This window comes from Pseudomonas sp. TNT2022 ID642 (assembly GCF_028656995.1).
Taxonomy (GTDB): Bacteria; Pseudomonadota; Gammaproteobacteria; order Pseudomonadales; family Pseudomonadaceae; genus Aquipseudomonas.
This window is the reverse complement of sequence record NZ_JAMDGW010000023.1, coordinates 44,579-62,180: the sequence shown is the minus strand read 5'-3', so window position 1 is coordinate 62,180 and position 17,602 is coordinate 44,579. Positions and strand designations below refer to the sequence as shown.

Annotated in this window: 18 protein-coding genes; 11 read left to right on the top strand and 7 right to left on the bottom strand. The window is 58.9% G+C overall.

Features of this window, described 5'->3' with window-relative positions:
- Positions 1-12 precede the first annotated feature (12 nt).
- Positions 13-1,167 carry a PQQ-dependent sugar dehydrogenase gene (locus tag M5G26_RS22710; protein WP_273916534.1) on the bottom strand — a complete coding sequence of 385 codons (1,155 nt, stop codon included), beginning with the start codon at positions 1,165-1,167 and terminating at the stop codon, positions 13-15.
- A gap of 52 nt (positions 1,168-1,219) precedes the next feature.
- Complete coding sequence (locus M5G26_RS22705) at positions 1,220-1,540, bottom strand: hypothetical protein (RefSeq protein WP_016984635.1); 321 nt, start codon at positions 1,538-1,540, stop codon at positions 1,220-1,222.
- A 189-nt stretch (positions 1,541-1,729) separates the two neighbouring features.
- Between M5G26_RS22705 and ku the strand changes: the two genes are divergently transcribed.
- The gene (gene ku / locus M5G26_RS22700; protein ID WP_038361220.1) at positions 1,730-2,596 is read left to right on the top strand and encodes a non-homologous end joining protein Ku; all 867 of its coding nucleotides are present in this window, start codon (positions 1,730-1,732) and stop codon (positions 2,594-2,596) included.
- Positions 2,597-2,760: 164 nt separating this feature from the next.
- Here ku and lpxO read toward each other — a convergent pair whose 3' ends face one another.
- Positions 2,761-3,660, bottom strand: coding sequence for a lipid A hydroxylase LpxO (gene lpxO / locus M5G26_RS22695; protein WP_134175262.1), 900 nt, complete (start codon positions 3,658-3,660; stop codon positions 2,761-2,763).
- Between the two features lie 377 nt (positions 3,661-4,037).
- Between lpxO and M5G26_RS22690 the strand changes: the two genes are divergently transcribed.
- Entirely contained in the window at positions 4,038-5,624 is a 1,587-nt protein-coding gene (locus M5G26_RS22690; protein WP_095048873.1) for an ABC-F family ATPase, read from the top strand.
- 260 nt (positions 5,625-5,884) lie between these two features.
- Positions 5,885-7,072 (top strand): MFS transporter, encoded by a 1,188-nt coding sequence (locus tag M5G26_RS22685; RefSeq protein ID WP_273916533.1) that lies wholly within the window; start codon positions 5,885-5,887, stop codon positions 7,070-7,072.
- A 107-nt stretch (positions 7,073-7,179) separates the two neighbouring features.
- Here M5G26_RS22685 and M5G26_RS22680 read toward each other — a convergent pair whose 3' ends face one another.
- Together M5G26_RS22680 and M5G26_RS22675 are read right to left on the bottom strand one after the other, a co-directional pair.
- On the bottom strand, positions 7,180-8,217 hold the full coding sequence (locus tag M5G26_RS22680; RefSeq protein ID WP_273916532.1) for an alpha/beta hydrolase family protein: 1,038 nt from the start codon (positions 8,215-8,217) through the stop codon (positions 7,180-7,182).
- 236 nt (positions 8,218-8,453) lie between these two features.
- Positions 8,454-9,065, bottom strand: a complete 612-nt coding sequence (locus M5G26_RS22675) for an FMN-dependent NADH-azoreductase (protein ID WP_034153941.1) — start codon at positions 9,063-9,065, stop codon at positions 8,454-8,456.
- A 127-nt stretch (positions 9,066-9,192) separates the two neighbouring features.
- Here M5G26_RS22675 and M5G26_RS22670 point away from each other — a divergent pair, with 127 nt between their 5' ends.
- Positions 9,193-10,101, top strand: coding sequence for a LysR substrate-binding domain-containing protein (locus M5G26_RS22670; protein WP_150692585.1), 909 nt, complete (start codon positions 9,193-9,195; stop codon positions 10,099-10,101).
- Positions 10,098-10,457, top strand: coding sequence for an MmcQ/YjbR family DNA-binding protein (locus M5G26_RS22665; protein WP_123375180.1), 360 nt, complete (start codon positions 10,098-10,100; stop codon positions 10,455-10,457). The genes M5G26_RS22670 and M5G26_RS22665 overlap by 4 nt, the downstream gene beginning before the upstream one ends.
- A 104-nt stretch (positions 10,458-10,561) precedes the next feature.
- Here M5G26_RS22665 and M5G26_RS22660 read toward each other — a convergent pair whose 3' ends face one another.
- Positions 10,562-10,993: a DUF1294 domain-containing protein gene (locus M5G26_RS22660; protein WP_186615012.1), complete on the bottom strand. Its 432-nt coding sequence runs from the start codon at positions 10,991-10,993 to the stop codon at positions 10,562-10,564.
- Positions 10,990-11,820 carry an undecaprenyl-diphosphate phosphatase gene (locus tag M5G26_RS22655; protein WP_095118793.1) on the bottom strand — a complete coding sequence of 277 codons (831 nt, stop codon included), beginning with the start codon at positions 11,818-11,820 and terminating at the stop codon, positions 10,990-10,992. The genes M5G26_RS22660 and M5G26_RS22655 overlap by 4 nt, the downstream gene beginning before the upstream one ends.
- A gap of 304 nt (positions 11,821-12,124) precedes the next feature.
- On the opposite strand from M5G26_RS22655, the gene M5G26_RS22650 reads away from it, so the two are divergent.
- The 6 genes from M5G26_RS22650 (at position 12,125) to M5G26_RS22625 (ending at position 17,580) form a co-directional block, all read left to right on the top strand.
- Entirely contained in the window at positions 12,125-13,759 is a 1,635-nt protein-coding gene (locus M5G26_RS22650) for a methyl-accepting chemotaxis protein (protein ID WP_273916531.1), read from the top strand.
- A gap of 270 nt (positions 13,760-14,029) precedes the next feature.
- The gene (gene pnuC / locus M5G26_RS22645) at positions 14,030-14,593 is read left to right on the top strand and encodes a nicotinamide riboside transporter PnuC (protein ID WP_273916530.1); all 564 of its coding nucleotides are present in this window, start codon (positions 14,030-14,032) and stop codon (positions 14,591-14,593) included.
- Positions 14,590-15,114, top strand: coding sequence for an AAA family ATPase (locus M5G26_RS22640; protein WP_273916545.1), 525 nt, complete (start codon positions 14,590-14,592; stop codon positions 15,112-15,114). Before pnuC ends, M5G26_RS22640 begins: the two co-directional genes overlap by 4 nt.
- 357 nt (positions 15,115-15,471) lie before the next feature.
- Positions 15,472-15,921 (top strand): hypothetical protein, encoded by a 450-nt coding sequence (locus M5G26_RS22635; protein WP_150692591.1) that lies wholly within the window; start codon positions 15,472-15,474, stop codon positions 15,919-15,921.
- A 1-nt stretch (position 15,922) separates the two neighbouring features.
- Entirely contained in the window at positions 15,923-16,498 is a 576-nt protein-coding gene (locus M5G26_RS22630; RefSeq protein WP_220556130.1) for an adhesin, read from the top strand.
- 74 nt (positions 16,499-16,572) lie between these two features.
- Positions 16,573-17,580 (top strand): heme utilization protein, encoded by a 1,008-nt coding sequence (locus tag M5G26_RS22625; protein ID WP_150692593.1) that lies wholly within the window; start codon positions 16,573-16,575, stop codon positions 17,578-17,580.
- Positions 17,581-17,602: the final 22 nt, after the last annotated feature.

Sequence of the window (17,602 nt, the reverse complement as noted above, 5' to 3'; positions counted from 1 at the left end):
GGGGGATCGTCTTTAAAGCGCGGGCTTCAGGCCGATTTTGTACAGTGAACCTTTCTCTTCATCCGTCAGCACATACAGATAACCATCCGGCCCTTGCCGCACGTCGCGAATCCGCTGATTCAGTTCACCTAGCAAACGCTCCTCGTGCACCACCTTGTCGCCATCGAACTGCAAACGAATCAGTTCCTGAGTCACCAAGGCACCGACAAACGCATTGTGTTGCCACGGTTTAAAGCGATCGGCATCGTAAAACGCCATGCCGGTGACGCCCGGCGACTTCTCCCACACATGGTGCGGCGCGACGGTGCCTTCCGCCGTTTTACCCTGGGCTTCCGGGATCGGCTGCATTGAATAATTGATGCCGTGGGTCGCCAGCGGCCAACCGTAATTCTTGCCGCGTTCGATGATGTTCACCTCATCGCCACCGCGCGGGCCGTGCTCGTTTTCCCACAGCGTGCCGGTCCATGGATTGAGTGCCGCACCCTGCGGGTTGCGCAGGCCGTAGGCCCAGATCTCGGGCCGTACGCCGGACTGGCCGACAAACGGATTGTCATCCGGCACCTTGCCGTCCGGGTAGATGCGCACGACCTTGCCTTGCAACTTGTCGAGATCCTGCGCCGTCGGCCGATCATTGTTCTCGCCCAGAGTAATGAACAAATAACCGTCGCGATCAAACACCAGGCGTGAGCCGAAGTGATTGCCGACCGAAAGCTTCGGTTCCTGACGGAAGATCACTTTGAAATCCTTAAGCGTCTTCAAGTCATCCGATAGCCGCCCGCGACCCACGGCGGTGCCAGCCTTGTCGCCGGCACCGCCGCCTTCGGCATAGGACAGATAAACCAGACGATCCTGTATGAAGTCCGGCGACAGCACGACATCCAGCAACCCGCCCTGCCCCTTGGCCCAGACCTGCGGCACGCCTGAAATCGGCGCGGACAGTTTGCCGTCAGCGTCCACCACGCGCAGATTGCCGGGGCGCTCGGTGACCAGCATGCCTTGGCGATCCGGCAGAAACGCCAGCGCCCATGGATGTTCAAGGCCTGCGGTGACGGTCGTGACTTCGAGGGTGCCCTGTTCGCTTTGCAGCTCTTTGGGGGCGGCGGCAAATGCTGGAACGCTGATCAGCGCGCCGGCACACAGTGTGGCTAGAAGGGTTTTACGCAACATGCACGATTCCTTTTGTTCGCTTGAAGGGTCGACAGAAGCACAGTCCTGCCGCTCAACGGTTGCTGCCTCCGCTGCGCGAAGGTGGATTGGGAATGAACGTCGGTGGCGTGCTTGGCACCGAGCGGATCGGCTGGCCATTGCCGATGCCACGGTTCTCGACGGTGGGCTGACGCGGTGTCGGTACCGTATTCGGCCCTCGAATGGGCGGCGCGCTGGGCTGAGTGCCCTGCATGCTGTTGGGGTTGGCCCGGCGGATCGGGCTGTTGTAGGGGTTGTTGCTGTTGCCGGTAGGGCTTTGCGCCAGCAAGACGTCGGCATGAACCAGACCGCCACTGAGGGTCAGGACGACGATGCCAAGCAGAATTCGGTTCATGACGCTGCCTCTCGATGGGCCGGGGATAGAGCCTTCGAGTCCACGCTACGCTCTGGGTTCGGATTTGTTAACCCGCATGTCTTAAACAACATGTAACACGGCTTGACCAAGTCATCGCCAACCCGCGCATTCCGGGGAAACTTTCCGCCGGGACTGCAGGTCATCCGATCATCACTCGGAGAACTCACCATGGCTCGGGCAATCTGGAAAGGCGCGATCAGTTTCGGACTGGTGCACATCCCTGTCGCATTGGTCTCGGCGACCTCGTCGCAGGGCGTGGATTTCGATTGGCTCGACAGCCGCAGCATGGATCCGGTGGGTTACAAACGGGTCAACAAGGTCACCGGCAAGGAAGTCACCAAGGAGCATATCGTCAAAGGCGTGGCCTATGAAAAAGGCCGTTATGTGGTGCTCAGCGAAGAGGAAATCCGCTCGGCGCACCCTGTTTCAACGCAGACCATCGACATATTCTCCTTTGTCGACGCCGAACAGATTCCCCTGCAGAACATCGACACCCCTTACTACCTGGCGCCAGACAAGCGCGGCGGCAAGGTTTACGCACTGCTGCGCGAAACCCTGAGCAAGACCAACAAAGTTGCCCTCGCCCGCGTGGTGCTGCATACACGCCAGTACCTTGCTGCGTTGATGCCGCTGGAGTCTGCGCTGGTGCTGGTGAAACTACGCTGGCCGCAGGAGGTGCGTGGCCTAGACGAGCTGGAACTGGGCAGCGAAGTGACCAAACCGCAGTTGGCCAAGGGTGAGCTGGACATGGCCAAACGGCTGGTGCAGGACATGAGTGCGGACTGGAAGCCCGAAGACTACAAGGATGAATTTGAAGACAAGATCATGGCCCTGGTCGAGAAAAAGGCCCATGAAGGCAAGATCGAGGATGTTGAGTCGGTGGGGGGCGAGGAAGAGCGCAAGACCGCTGATGTAATCGACCTGACCGAGCTGCTTAAACGCAGTCTGGGCGGGAAAGCTGCAGCCAAGCCGAAGGCGAAAGCCGCCACCAAAGCAGCGCCGGCCAAGAGGACAAAGAAGGCCTCCGGTGAATGACAATCCAAGAATCGTCAGGTAACTGACAGGTTGTATTTGAGAGAGTCTTCGCTAGCGGGCTAGCTCCCACAGGGTTCTGAGTCGAATGCAAAAATTGCTTTCACTCGAGACTAAGGTGGGAACGAACCTGCTCGCGAAGGGGCCAGCCAAAGCAATACAACAATTCAGATCAGAATGAACACCGCGAGCAAACCAGCGAAGATCGCCCACTTTTCCATGTAGTAGCGCTTACGATTACGCTTTTTCAGCTCTTTGCCACGCAGACGGATCTTGTAGATCCGGGTAAACAACCGGTTGATCCCGCCTGTACGGTCGCCAGCATCATTGGGCGCGCCCGCCGCCGACATCACCGTACGGCTGAACCAGGCGTTGAACGCGGCGGCCCAGCGATACTTCATCGGCCGCTCGATGTCGCAGAACAGGATGATGCGGTTCTTGTCCGTGGTGTTTTCGGCGTAATGAATAAAGGTTTCATCGAACATCACCGCTTCGCCGTCACGCCAGTGATAGTTCTCACCGTCGACATTGATGTAGCAGCCGGCATCGTTCGGCGTGTCCAGGCCCAGGTGATAGCGATAGGAGCCGGCATACGGGTCGCGGTGACGCACCAGTTTCGAACCCGGTGGCAGCTCGGCAAACATCGCCGCTTTGATCGAGCCGATGCTCTGCACCAGTTCAGTCGTGCGCGGGCACAGCTTCATGGCCGACGGATGGCTCTCGCCGTACCACTTCAGGTAGAAGCGCTTCCAGCCGCTTTTGAAGAACGAGTTGAAACCGACGTCGTCGTATTGATTGGAGCGCTTGATTTCGCCGGCACGTAGCAGGTTCTGCCCTTCTTCGCGGATTTCTTCCCAGTGCGCCTGCAGCGGGCTCAAGTCCGGAAACTCGCTCGGGTCGAGGTATGGCTTGTTGGGCTTTTTCGAAAACAGATACAGAAAGCAGTTGATCGGCGCGAGAAACGTCGAATGGTCGCTCAGCTGTCGACCGAGTTTGTGCCGCACACGGCCACGCAGGTGAACGTATGCAATCGAAATGACATAAATAGCAGCAATGATGAGTTTCACGGAAATCGTCACACGTCAGAAGTGAAAAAACTGCGCGCCGGCGGCCTGAAGCCCCGCGTCTTATGCAGTGGTCTGAATACACATGGCACGTCCTTGGCCCGCGCCGTTACCGGACGCTCGGTGAAAGGTGGCATTTTAGCCACAGTTTGTAACCGATAGTGAACCATCATCTGTGAAAAACTGTCCGGCGTATGTGCCAATCGGCGATCCGGGCGTCATCGCCCTATCGTTTAAAGAGCCAGACCAGTACAATCGCCGCCAAACTTTACGCGCCCCCCTTGGTTGATGACGGGACTTCCCCGCTTCAGCGCACTTTGACTCGGGCCAAGCGCTCCAGCCGCACCCTCGCTACTCAGAATGCTTCGCAGGAATAACTCTTGATCTCTACAGCTAACATCACGATGCAGTTCGGCGCCAAGCCGCTCTTCGAAAACGTTTCGGTCAAATTCGGCGCGGGTAACCGCTACGGCCTGATCGGCGCCAACGGTTGCGGCAAGTCGACCTTTATGAAAATCCTCGGCGGTGACCTCGATCCGTCCGGCGGTCAGGTCATGCTCGAGCCGAACGTGCGTCTGGGTAAATTGCGCCAGGACCAGTTCGCTTACGAAGAATTCACCGTGATCGACACCGTGATCATGGGTCACGAAGAGCTGTGGAAGGTCAAGGCCGAGCGCGACCGCATCTACTCGCTGGCGGAAATGTCGGAAGAAGACGGCATGGCCGTAGCCGAGCTGGAAACCGAATTCGCCGAGATGGACGGCTACACCGCCGAATCCCGCGCCGGTGAGCTGTTGCTGGGCCTGGGTATCGGCATCGAGCAACACTTCGGCCCGATGAGCGAAGTTTCGCCAGGCTGGAAACTGCGCGTTTTGCTGGCGCAGGCGCTGTTCTCCGATCCGGAAGTGCTGTTGCTCGACGAACCGACCAACCACTTGGACATCAACACCATTCGCTGGCTGGAAAACGTTCTGACCCAGCGTAACAGCCTGATGATCATCATCTCCCACGACCGTCACTTCCTGAACAGCGTGTGCACGCACATGGCTGACCTGGATTACGGCGAGCTGCGTCTGTTCCCGGGCAACTACGACGAGTACATGACCGTGGCGACCCAGTCCCGCGAGCAACTGCTGTCGGACAACGCCAAGAAGAAAGCACAGATTTCCGAGCTGCAATCGTTCGTCAGCCGCTTCTCGGCCAACGCCTCGAAAGCCAAGCAGGCCACCTCCCGCGCCAAAGCGATCGACAAGATCCAGCTGGCCGAGGTCAAGCCTTCGAGCCGCGTGAGCCCGTTCATTCGCTTCGATCAGAACAAGAAGCTGCACCGCCAGGCGGTCATCGTCGAAAAAATGGCCAAAGGCTTCGACGGCAAACCACTGTTCAAAGACTTCAGCTTCCAGGTTGAAGCCGGCGAGCGCGTGGCGATCATCGGCCCGAACGGTATCGGCAAAACCACCCTGCTGCGCACCCTGGTCAACGAACTGACCCCGGACGCCGGCAGCATCAAGTGGACCGACGCCGCCGAACTGGGCTACTACGCTCAGGACCACGCGCACGACTTCGAAGACGACGTCACGCTGTTCGACTGGATGGGTCAGTGGACTCAGGGCGAGCAGATGATTCGCGGTACTCTGGGCCGCATGCTGTTCTCCAACGACGAGATCCTCAAGTCGGTCAAAGTGATTTCCGGTGGTGAGCAAGGTCGCATGCTGTTCGGCAAGCTGATCCTGCAAAAGCCGAACGTGCTGATCATGGACGAACCGACCAACCACTTGGACATGGAATCGATCGAGGCGCTGAACCTGGCGCTGGAAAACTACCCGGGCACGCTGATCTTCGTCAGCCACGACCGTGAGTTCGTATCGTCCCTGGCAACGCGCATCATCGAGCTGAGCCCGAATGGCGTGACCGACTTCAGCGGCACTTACGATGACTACCTGCGTAGTCAGGGTGTGGTGTTCTAAAAAGCAGCTGAAAACTGAAAAGCCCTGTCCATGTGACGGGGCTTTTTGCATTCAGGACGCTGATCGTTCCCACGCTCTGCGTGGGAATGCATCCCGTGACGCTCCGCGTCACACGAGCGGGACGCGGAGCGTCCGTGGCGGCGTTACCACGCAGAGCGTGGGAACGATCGGTGGGGTGAAAGATAGTTAGCCTGCTTTCTTTTATCTCAAGCCCACGCCATGATGCGAACTCTCCCACCGCCGCCCGCGAACGAGTCCTCATGTCTGCGCAGCAACTGCCACCGCAAAGCTCCATGGCGATCACCCTGCAGATCGTTTCCATCGTGTTCTACACCTTTGTTGCGTTTCTCTGCATCGGCTTGCCGATCGCAGTGCTGCCCGGTTATGTGCATGAGCAACTGGGTTTCAGCGCGGTGATTGCCGGGCTGGTGATTGGCTCGCAGTACCTGGCCACCCTGCTCAGCCGGCCAATGGCGGGACGCATGTCGGATACGCTCGGCACCAAACGGGCGATCATTTATGGCTTGTGGGGCATTGTCCTCAGCGGTTTGCTGACGCTGCTCTCCACACTGTTGCAGGACTGGCCGCTGGCGAGCCTGATCATTCTGATTATCGGCCGTTTGCTGCTCGGCGTCGCTCAGGGGCTGATTGGTGTCGGCACGATCAGTTGGTGCATGGGCCAGGTCGGTGTCGAGCACACGGCGAAATCCATCGGCTGGAACGGTATCGCCTCCTATGGCGCGATTGCCATTGGTGCGCCATTAGGGGTGGTGATGGTCGCCGAATACGGCTTCACCAGCCTCGGCATCGCCTTGTCAGTGCTGGCAGCGGGTGCACTGCTGCTGATTCGCAACAAGCCGTCGGTGCCGGTGATCCGTGGCGAACGCCTGCCGTTCTGGGCGGTGTTCGGGCGAATCGCCCCGTATGGCGCCAGTCTGACCCTGGCCTCGATCGGCTACGGTACGCTGACCACCTTCATCACCCTTTATTACCTCAACCGTGGCTGGACCGGTGCGGCGTACTGCCTGACCGTGTTCGGCGTGTGCTTCATCCTGTCACGGCTGATGTTTATCTCGGCGATCAGTCGCTTCGGTGGCTTCAAGTCGGCGATCGCCTGCATGACCATCGAAACCGTGGGCCTGGTGATGTTGTGGCTGGCACCGTCCACCGCATTCGCTTTGATCGGCGCAGGACTCGCGGGGTTCGGCCTGTCGCTGGTGTATCCGGCGTTGGGTGTTGAGGCGATCAAACAGGTGCCGAGTTCCAGTCGCGGTTCGGGATTGGGGGCCTATGCGGTGTTCTTCGATCTGGCGCTGGCGATTGCCGGACCATTGATGGGGGCGGTGGCGTTGAATCTGGGGTATTCGTGGATATTCTTCAGTGCGGCGCTGTTGTCGGTGATTGGGCTGGGGCTGACTTTGCTGCTCCAGCGCCGGGCAACAGGCTGAAAAGCAAAGTCAAAAGATCGCAGCCTTCGGCAGCTCCTACAGGTTGAACGGTATTCCCATGTAGGAGCTGCCGAAGGCTGCGATCTTTTGATCTTTTGATCTTTTGATCATTGATCTGCGGTTTGCATGCCGGCCCGGGTCGGTTTACCCAAGGTGTGCGAGAAGAACCGTCCAGCCTCGGATATGAGGTTGCGGTGAATATCCTCGCGATCCACCCCATCCGCATCGGTACACAACGCCGGCATCGCGCGAATCTGCTCTTCATTGCACGGCGCCATAAAGACGAAGTGCCCTGCCCCTGCCAGTAATTTGAAGTCCGGCGCCGTCGGCAGTTTGCGCGCCAGCGCCGCCGCGTTCTTGTCGAAAGCCACCAGTTTGTCGCCATCGCCACTGTAAAGCAGCACCGGTACGTGCACATCGGCCAAAGTATGCCGACCAAACTTCAGGCTCAGCGGAGCCATCAGCAGCAAAGCATGCACACGCGGATCGGCGACCGGTTGCAGGTCATCCCGATCAACGATCAATTCACCCTGCGTATTGCACGCATCACGATCATCCGGACGTTCCTGGCAATAGCGGCGCAGACGATCCAGGTCTGGTTGCGCGCCCGACAGAATCAGCGCAGTTTCGCCACCTGCGGAATAACCGATCACGCCGACCTGCTCAGCGTTGACGTACGGCGCGAGCATGCGGTCGCCAAGCGTCGCTGTAATCGCTTCGGAAATCTGAATCGGACGTCCGTAAAGATTGCTCAGGGTGCCCAGTCGGCTGTGGTCTTTGGAGTTGTCGCCGGGATGAATCACCGCCACCACCACAAAGCCTTTGCGCGCCAGCGAAGTCGCGAGGTCGTGCAGCGCCAGCGGAGTGCCGGTGTTGCCGTGGGAAAGCATCAGCATCGGAAAACGGCCGATGGCGACCTTGGTGTCTTCGCCGGCCTCGACTGAATAGCCTTCGAGCAGGCTCATGTGTTCACGGTCGCTGGAAGGATAGAAGGCAATCGCGCGCATCGGCTGCAGATCCAGCGGATCGAGGAAGGTCATCTCGTGGTAGCCGACGCTCCACACAGGATGGCGTCCAGGCGCAGCTTGCACTGAATTCAGGCTGCCCAGCAGGCAAATCAGTAACGTTGCACAAAGACGCATCATGGGATGCCCCACCCTGTTGTTACTCAATCGAAAGATCCGTTGCGTTGCGGGCCTGAAACCCCGGGGATTCGGCGGTTCGGTACGACAATGCATTCAGACGCTGATTGTGTGACTGCATAACCCGGGCCAGATTATGTAACAGTCAGAAACAAAAAACTCCGTATTCGCCCCTTGCGGAACCAGAATACAGAGTTTTTTGGGGGTTACCTGAACATCAGCTGTTCTTTACGCAAGCCTTACGCGGCGGCGAACAATTGCTCGCTGATCTTCGCCTGCGCAGCGGTCATGGCGTTGTTGCGCACTTCTTCGCCATACGCCAGGCCTTCGGCACGGACGATTTCGATGTCGGTGATGCCGAGGAAGCCCAGAACCAGCTTCAGGTATTCTTCGTGAGCGATGCCGCTGGCCTGACCGGCATGGATACCGCCGGAGGTGGAAACGATCACCACTTTCTTGCCACCGCACAGGCCTTCAGGGCCGGCTTCGGTGTAACGGAACGTTTGACCGGCGACGGCAACGCGGTCGATCCACGCTTTGAGCTGGGTCGGAACGGTGAAGTTGTACATCGGAGCCGCGATAACAACGGCGTCGGCGGCGATGAACTCGGCCAGGGTCGAAGCGCTCAGTTCGGCTTCGTGCTGTTGTGCGGCGTTACGCAGTTCAGCGGTGGTACCGGCGGCAACCAGCGTGGTCGACGAGAAGTGGCTGATGGCGTCGGCGGCCAGGTCGCGATAGGTCACCACGGCGCTTGGCTCGGCGGCTTGCCAAGCTTTGACGACTTCGCCGCTCAACTGACGGGAAGCCGAGTTGTCGCCCAGAATGCTCGAATCGATATGCAGCAGTTTCATGTGGAATCTCCTGGAAGGAATCGCCGGTGGCGACGGAATGGAGACAATCCTACGCAAGAAACCAATGGATGATTAGCCGCCTGAAATGCGATAGTTTGTCCCACTGATAGAACAGTTGGATTTCCCTATGCAAGACCTCAACGATCTCTACTATTTCGCCAAAGTCGTCGAAGCCGGCGGTTTTGCCGCGGCCGGGCGATTGCTGGGGATTCCCAAGTCACGGCTGTCGCGGCGCATTGCCGAACTTGAAGAACGCCTTGGCGCGCGTTTGCTGCAACGCACCACCCGGCAACTCAATCTCACCGCGGTTGGCGAGCGCTACTTGCGTCACTGTCAGGCAATGTTGCTGGAAGCGGAAATGGCCGATGAGGCGGTGGCGAGCATGTCCAGTGAGCCGCGTGGACGTTTGCGGGTGTCATGCCCGACCGGTTTGGCGCATGAGATGCTGCCGTGGGTCATTAGCGACTTCCTCGGCAAATTTCCTCAGGTGCAACTGGAAGTCGTCCTGCTCAATCGTCGGGTCGATCTGGTCGGCGAAGGTTTTGACGTCGCGCTGCGGGTGCGTGAACACGGTGATGAGGATCCATTGCTGGTCACCCGGCGCTTGCGTCAGGCGCAAATGGTCGTGGTAGCCAGTCCGGCGTTTTTGCAGGGCCACACGGTCAACCACCCGCAAGACCTGAAAAATCTGCCGGTGCTGGGTGCGCTCGAGGCGGATCGCATGGTGCATGTGCGTTTGCTCGATCAGCAGGGCCACAGTTTCGAACTGAACATGGAAGCCCGCCTGGGCATCGATGATTTTGTCGTACGCAAGGCCTGCGTGCTGGCCGGTCAGGGCTTTACCCTGTTGCCGATGATGTATTGCGAGGCGGAGCTGGAAAACGGCACGCTGGTGCAGATGCTGCCCGAGTGGTCACTGCCCGGCGGCTGGCTGCAAGCGGTGTATCCGCATCGACGCGGGGTGATGCCGGCGGTGCGCGCATGGATCGATCATCTGGTCGAATCGTTCAATGCCTGTGGGGAGCGGTTGTTATGAGCAAGGGAAAGATGAGCGAAGCCGATGTGGCGGCGTTCTGCCTGGCATTGCCGGGCGCTCGGGAAGATTACAAATGGGGTGGCGTGCGGGTGTTTTCGATTGCCGGCAACAAGATGTTTGCCTTGCAGGGACTGCGCGGGGATTCACTGGCGTTCAAGGTCGACAAGGATCTGTTTCTCGGCCATTGCGACCGCCCCGGCATTCACCCGGCGCCATATCTGGCACGGGCGCAGTGGATCATCATGCACCCGCCCTACCCGTTGGCTGCCGAGGAACTGAAGGGGTTGTTGCAGCGTTCGCATCAACTGGTGGTGAGCAAGTTGCCGAAAAAGACCCAAATCGGATTACTGCTGTAACCCCAATCCCCCTGTGTAGGAGCTGCCGAAGGCTGCGATCTTTTAAAAGCAAGATCAAAAAATCGCAGCCTTCGGCAGCTCCTACATAGGGAATTGCGGTGTGTTCAAAACAGGGTTAGCAAGTTCGAGCCGAGAAACAACTGGTCGATCCAGAACACCTGATGCAACACCACAATCACCCAGAACAGAATCTGAAACGAGACCTTGCGCGTCTTGTGCCGGAATACCTGCTGGGCGATCAACGCGCCCGGCCAGCCGCCGGCCAGTTCCACGGCATGCAGGATGTTCTCCGGCGTGCGCCAGGCATCCGTGCGCGCCTTGCGCTTGTCTGCCCAGTACATGAAGAACGCCAGGACGCTGACGACCCCGTAAGCCGCCAACGGCACCAGCGAAATCCCGCGCAGCCACATCGATACAGAACCGAACAGCGGCAGCGCGCAGACGATCAGCAGAACCAGCAGTTTCAGCTTCAGATGCTGGATGTTGTTGCCGCCCGAAGGTCGTCCTTCGGGCCGGCGTGCGCGGGAATCACTCATGGTTTGGCCGCCGCCCAATCGATCCAGCCAAACTGCCACGTCGCCAGAATGACCAGACCAAACACAATCCGATACCAGGCGAACGCCGCGTAGCTGTGGCTGGCGATGAACTTGAGCAAACCGCGCACTGCAATCATGGCGAAAATGAATGCAGTGACGAAACCGATGGCGAACACCGGGAAGTCCGCTGGCACAAACAGGTCGCGATACTTGTAGCCCGAGTAAACCGCCGCACCGACCATGGTTGGCATGGCGAGGAAGAACGAGAACTCGGTAGCGGTCTTGCGCGACAGTCCGAACAGCAAGCCGCCAATGATCGTCGAGCCGGAGCGCGAGGTGCCGGGAATCATCGCCAGACACTGGGCGAAGCCGACCTTCAAGGCGTCCTTCCAGGTGATCTCGTCGACCGTTTCGGCGTGCACTTCATGCTGACGCTTTTCCGCCCACAACATGATGATGCCGCCCACCACCAACGCGGCCGCGACGGTAATCGGGTTGAACAGGTATTCGTGGATCAGGTCGGCAAAGATCACGCCCAGCACCACAGCGGGCAGAAACGCGATCAGCAGGTTGGCGGTGAAACGCCGAGCACTGGGCTGCGTCGGCAAACCGATGACCACATCGAAAATCTTGCGTCGAAACTCCCAGACCACCGCGAGGATCGCGCCGAGCTGGATGATGATATTGAACGCCATGGCCCGTTCGCCGCCGAACTCGAGCAAGTCGGCCACAATGATCTGGTGTCCGGTACTGGAAATGGGCAAAAACTCCGTCAGCCCCTCTACAACTCCTAGTATCAGTGCCTGCAAGGCCGTCCAAAGATCCATCAATCCCCCAAAGAGCGATGCGCGCGGGCATGCTCCGATAGTATTTTTTTACGTTCACTGCGATCAGCGTAGCTGGTTGTGGCTGTACCGATTCCGCGCGCACAGGATCCACACGAAACGGTCAAAATTCCGTGAAATATCAATTTGGATTCAGGTTTTCACGCGCGGGGCCGAAATCCTAACAGACAAGCCTTAATAGCGCTGCCGCGTTATACGACTTGGGTCGCGTATGCCCGCTCACAAAATCGTGGTTGGATGCTGGCGGTCGTTTATTACAAGAAAAAGAATCCGGAGTGACAGCGTTATGAACAGCTTGCGCAGTGTGTCGATCAGCCGACGCTTGTGGCTCATCTTGATTGTGGCGGTGGTCATGTTGCTGACCTTGGGCGTGTTGATGCTCAAGCAGATTCACGACGATCTCTATCACGCCAAGGCCCAGAAAACCCAGCACGTGGTACAGACGGCCAGCGGCCTGCTGACCTATTACCACGACCTCGAAACCGCCGGCACCCTCAGCAAGGAGGCCGCGCAGAAACAGGCCCTCACCGCCATTCGTGGTCTGCGCTATGACCAGAGCGATTATTTCTGGATCAACGACCTCACGCCCGTGATGGTCATGCACCCGACCAACCCGAAACTCGAAGGCCAGAACCTCTCGGCAATCCGCGACCCGGACGGGTTTGCGGTGTTCAACGAAATGGTCGCCATCGCCCGATCCAAGGGCGCCGGCATGGTCGACTATCGCTGGCCAAAACCGGGCGCCAGTGAGCCGGTGGCCAAGACCTCCTACGTCAAATTGTTCGAACCGTGGGGGTGGGTGCTCGGCTCCGGGGTTTACGTCGACGATGTGCAGGCTGAGTTCCAGGGCCAAGTGATCAAGGCCACGGTCATCGGCCTGGCGATTGCGCTGATCATGGCGTTGCTGGTGATCCTGATCGCGCGCAGCATCGTCCGCCCGCTACAGGAAACCGTGAACGCGATGGCCAACATTGCCAGTGGCGAAAGCGACCTGACCCGCAGCCTCGATACCCATGGCAAGGATGAAGTCACTGAACTGGCGCATCACTTCAACGCGTTCACCGCCAAACTGCGCCGGGTGATCGGTGATTTGCAGGTGTCGGCCAGCGCCTTGGGCCAGTCGTCCAGCGAACTGGGCAACGACGCCTCGCAGGCTCAGCAACGCAGCCAGCAGCAATCGCAGCAGATGGAACTGGTGGCCACGGCGATCAACGAAGTGACCTATGGCGTGCAGGACGTGGCAAAGAACGCCGAGCACGCCGCCGCCGAAATGCGCGATGCCGAAGCGCAGGCGCAACAGGGCCAGATCAATATCGACGGCAGCTTGCAGCAGATAGACAAGCTGTCCGGCACCATTGATCAAGCGGTGGAAGTGATTCGCACCCTGGCTGCCGAAAGCACGCAGATCGGCAGCGTATTGGAGGTGATCCGTTCGATTGCCGAACAGACCAACCTGCTCGCGCTTAATGCCGCGATTGAAGCGGCGCGGGCCGGGGAGCAAGGTCGCGGGTTTGCCGTGGTGGCGGATGAAGTACGCTTGTTGGCGCAACGTACGCAGAAGTCGACGGCGGAAATCCAGTCGATGATCGAGCGCCTGCAGAACCACTCCGAAGCCGCCGTAAAAGTGATCGGCGACAGCAGCAAGGCGTCGCAACTGACCATCGAACAAGCCGGGTTGGCCGGTGCGAGCCTGAATGCCATTGGCCAGGCACTGCGTAATCTCAACGGTCTGAATGCCTCGATTGCCAGCGCTACGCTGCAGCAGGCGCATGTGGTCGAGGACATCAATCAGAACGTGACACAGGCTGCTGGCCTTTCGCACAGCACGGCGATCGCGGCCGAGCAGTCGAGTGCGGCCAGCGTACGGCTCGGCCAATTGAGCGAACAACTCAACGGCCTGCTGCGCCAGTTCCGCGTCTGACCCGTGTAACTCTGGTGAGCCCACCCCTCACCCCAGCCCTCTCCCCTAGGAGAGGGGGCCGACCGAGGTGTATGGCGTCCAACACGGACCTGAACAATCGAGTCGATTATGGATTCAACCAAGATCGTTCAGGCCGGCGCCGCTCCAAAGCATCCCCCAATCAGTCCCCTCTCCCTACGGGCGGTCCGACGTTTCGGGAGGGTTAGGGTGAGGGGTTTGGCCCAATGCAGTACAATCCGCCCCCTCCTCAATTTCCCCCAAGGAACCTACATGTCCGGGCTCGAACTGTTTGCCGCCGCACTCGGCGTGATCGCCGTATGGCTGACGGTCAAACAGAATCCGTGGTGCTGGCCGATCGGCCTGGTCATGGTGCTGCTCTATAGCTGGATCTTCTTTGAAGTGAAGCTGTATTCGGACATGTTGCTGCAAGTGATCTACGCCGCGCTGCAAGTTTATGGCTGGTGGCAATGGACCCGCGCCGGGACAATGCATGACGGTCGTGAGGTGACGCGCCTCGATCAACGCTCGGTCCTGATCGGCTTGGGCGTTGGCGCGGTTGGCAGCCTGTTGCTCGGTGCGGCCATGGCTCACTGGACCGACGCCGCGCAACCGTGGCTCGATGCCGCGCTGACCGGTTTCAGTCTGGTGGCACAACTGTGGATGGCGCAGAAACGCCTGCAATGCTGGGCGCTGTGGTTCGTGCTCGATGTGATCTTTGTCGGCTTGTTCATCTATAAGGGGCTGTACCTCACCGCCGCGCTGTACGGGCTGTTCACCTTGCTGGCGATTCAAGGCTTTCGCGAATGGCGCACCGACCCGGCGTTGCGCACATGAAGGTCGTGGTGCTGACCGGCCCCGAATCCACCGGCAAAAGCTGGCTGGCGGCGGGCCTGCAACAACGCTTTGGCGGCTTGCGCGTGGATGAGTACGTGCGCCGCTTTATAGAGCTCAATCCCCGTGACACTTGTCTGGCTGACATCCCTGCAATCGCTCGGGGCCAGTTGCAATGGGAAGATCAAGCGCGGGCGCAAAAGCCTTCGTTGCTGATTCTCGACACTCACTTGTTGAGCAATATGCTGTGGAGCCAGACGCTGTTCGGCGATTGCCCGGGCTGGCTGGAATCCGAGTTGCTGGCGCGGCATTACGACCTGCACCTTCTTTTGTCCCCGGAACAGGTCGACTGGACCGATGACGGTCAGCGCTGCCAACCGGATCTGGACGAGCGAATGGCGTTTTACCAGTCCACGCAAAACTGGCTTGAAAACCACCACCAGCGTTTTCAGGTCATCCAGGGGAATTGGGCCGAACGCCAACTGCAGGCCTTTGCCGCCGTCGAGCAATTACTGGCGGAGTGACCCGGTCAATGGGTCACCTTCCCCGGCGTTTTCCCCTGCTTTGGGGGCAAAGTGTCCGTTCCTGAAACACTCGTTGATGTGCAGAGTGCCCGTTTCAACACTGTTCATGGCTTTGTCATCCGAGTTGTTACGCAGTTGAAACACATCGTCGCAAACCCTTGTGCCAGAGCTTTGTTCAGCCAATAGACAGCCCGGCGCGACCGTGCGTGTATCAACAGTGAAACAGCCTGTGGTTCAGTTGCGCGGCTCTATTTGTTAACCCATTGAAATTAAAAAACATTTAAAAAGCGGCACAGCTTTCGCTCTCTCCTTCACAACGCTGACTCGGGCCAGCCCACTGAAGAAGGAATTGCAGCCGTGGGGAATATCCAAAAAGGTTTGACCTGCCTTCTGCTGATCGGATCAGCCACCAGCACTTTGATCAGTTTCAACGCGCAGGCAGAGGGCAATGGCGTGATCGTCCTTAATCGCGACGTACAGCCCATTCCCATCGGTCGCAGCGGCGGTAAAGACCCCTATCCAACCACCGTCAATGCCAACCCTTCAGCCCGCATCAATCAGGCGATGGCTAGCACTGAGCTCAATGACGGTGAGTTCGCCAGCGTAGCCAGTGGCTCTTCGATCCGCGGCAACATCAACACGCCGACGGCGAACCTGCCCGGCATGAACACCCTGACCAATCCCAACGGCCTGCCCGGCATGAGCAGCGGCCACGGCGGCGGCGCCGGCGGTTCCATCTCCAATACCGTCAACCGTGCCATGGGCGCAGGCCTTGCGCCGCTGACCCGCATGGCTGGAGGCCAATAAGATGAATCGTTCCCTGCTCCTGCTTGCCCTCTTCGGCTGCGCCAGTGCCATGGCGGCCGACCCCAGCTCAGTGAACAACGCGAACATTCAGGACACCGGCATTCAGTACCGCGGCAACTACAACGTGAATCAGGCCGCTGGCGACCAGATGCAACAGACCAATACCAAGGCGATCGCCATTGGCACCTCGGCCAGCGCCACCACCAATGTCCGCCAAACGATCGACACACCCGCCAATCCTTCGACGAATGCCAGCGCAACCATTGGCGGCAACGCTTTCAGCAATGGCAACGGCATCCTGGGTGTGAACCAGGGCGCCGGGGCCAACAACCAGATGGCCAACGTCACGCGCGTCAGCATCAGTGCTGGCCCGCAGAGCGTTGACGACAGTGCCCTTTCACAACAGAACGTGGCGCTTTTACCGAGCTCAGGAGCAACTGGTACCTCACCCGGCAGTCGCCAGGTCACGACAAGTGATCAGGCCTTCACCGGCAGCCGCGGGGTAATCCAGGTGAACCAGAGTGCCGGGGTGGGGAACCGAATGGCTAACACCCTGAGCATCCGGGTCGCTGACTGACCCAAACAACAAAAAGCAGTGCAATTAGAAAGTACCAACACTTAACCAACTAATAAGCACGATGGAGAAACACCATGAAACCTACAATGGCTCTCAAACCACTGGTTTTCGCACTTGCAGCAGTGATGGCAATCGCAGCACAGGCAGGCGGTCGTGATGACGATCATGGTAACGGGCACGGCAACGGTCATGGCAACCATGAACCAAAAGGCCCTACCCTGGAACAACTTCTGCAAATCGGCGCCGGCGCTGGTGCTGCCGTACTCGACACGCAGAACAGCGATGGCAACCTGGTGGGCAACCAAGGCACCAAAAATGATGCCTCCGTTCGCGACTCGGCCAATGGCACCAACGGCAACGTCGGCATGAACAACACCGCCGGCGATGGCAACCAACAAGACAACGCCGCTGCTCTGGCAACTGCCGACGAAAGCTTCATCTTCGGCACTGCCGTGTCCGTTTCCAGCGCGACTCAAGTCAACAACAACAACGCGGTTGCCAACTACTCGACAACCAACAATGCCAACCTCAACAACGTGGGTAACGGCGGTTCCGGCAACATCGGTGTGAACAACAGTGCCGGCAACTTCAACCAACAGAAAAACAACCTGGCCATTGCTGTATCCGGTGGTCGTGTAGCTAACGCCGCTGCCGCTGCCAACCAAAGCTCCACTGGGTTGACTGTGTCCAACAACGGCACTCAAACCTACAAAACCGATACTCTGAGAGGCACCTTCACCGCTGCTGGCGCATTCGTGGCAGCTGGCAAAGCGACCATCGAAGGCGACAAAGGCCATGGTGGTGGCGGTTATGGCGACAACGACCGTGGTCATGGCGGCAACGGCGGCAGCAAAGATCAGAAAGCGACCTTTGAAGCTGTCGGCATCTTCGGTCTCGCCGGTGTTACCACGCAACAAGTGCTGACCCCAGACGGCTGGAAAAACCCTGTGACCAACAACGCAAACATCTCTAACGTTGGTAACAACTTCTCCGGCAACGCTGGTTACAACAACGCCGCCGGTGTTGGTAACCAACAAAGCAACTCGCTGTCCATCGCTGCAGGTTGCAAAGCCTGCCTGTAATCGCGATCGAAACGAAAGCCCC